The 1,118-nt window shown below is 67.4% G+C and carries 1 protein-coding gene; it reads left to right on the top strand.

Going from position 1 to position 1,118, the window contains the following annotated elements:
• Positions 1-1,081 (top strand): ISL3 family transposase (locus AB0N17_RS46840; RefSeq protein ID WP_366017749.1); only part of this gene is annotated, 1,081 nt, incomplete at its 5' end.
• Between the last annotated feature and the right edge of the window lie 37 nt (positions 1,082-1,118).

Here is a 1,118-nt window from a genome sequence, read left to right as displayed (position 1 = left end):
CGGGCGGATGCCCCGCGTGATCGGCGTCGACGACTTCGCCCTGCGCCGGCGCCACCGCTACGCCACCGTGGTGATCGACGCCGAAACCCATGAGCGGATCGACGTACTGCCCGACCGCACGGCCGGCACGCTGGAAGCATGGCTGCGCGAGCATCCGGGCATCGAGGTCGTGTGCCGCGACGGCTCAACCACATACGCCGAGGCCATCCGCCGCGCTCTGCCTGACGCGGTTCAAGTCGGTGATCGCTGGCATTTATGGAAGAACCTGTGCGAAGCCGCCCTGAGCGAGGTGAAGGCACACAGTGCCTGCTGGGCCACCGTGCTGGACGCGCCGATCTACGACGGGCCCCGCGCCCAGACCACCCTCGAACGCTGGCATCAGGTTCATGGCCTGCTCGAGAAGGGCGTGGGCCTGCTCGAATGCGCCCGCCGCCTGCAACTGGCCCTGAACACCGTCAAACGCTACGCCCGAGCCGACCGGCCCGAGCGCATGCTCCGCGTCCCCAAGTACCGTGCCGGCCTGGTCGATCCCTACCGTGAGCACCTGCGCAAACGCCGAAGTGAAGACCCCGGCGTCCCCGTCCAGCACCTCTTCGAAGAGATCAAGACGCTCGGTTTCACGGGCTGCCTGAACCTTCTGCACACGTACATCAACCAAGGCCGCGCGGACGCCGACCGCACCCATATCTCGCCGCGCCGGCTCGCCCGGATGCTGCTGACCAGACCCGACAACCTCAAGCCCGAGCAGCACGGGCTCCTGGCCAAGCTCACCGCCGCCTGCCCCGAGATGACCCAACTGGCCTCATTCGTCAGAGACTTCGCCCCGCTCCTTACCCCACACACCGACAACGCCGATGCGCTCACGCACTGGATCGCCCACGTCCGAACAGCCGACCTCCCCCACCTACACGCCTTCACCCGGGGCCTGGACCGGGACATCGACGCCGTGATCGCCGGGCTCACGCTTCCGTACAGCAACGGCCCCGCTGAGGGCGTCAACACCAAGACCAAACGGATCGCACGCCAGATGCACGGACGAGCAGGCTTCACCCTGCTCCGGCACCGCATCCTCCTCGGATAACAGCACGCTCCGTCACCACCGAATGTGAGACAGGGCC

It is taken from the genome of Streptomyces sp. NPDC051133 (assembly GCF_040682635.1).
Classification (GTDB): Bacteria; Actinomycetota; Actinomycetes; order Streptomycetales; family Streptomycetaceae; genus Streptomyces.
This window is presented reverse-complemented; position numbering and strand designations above follow the sequence as displayed.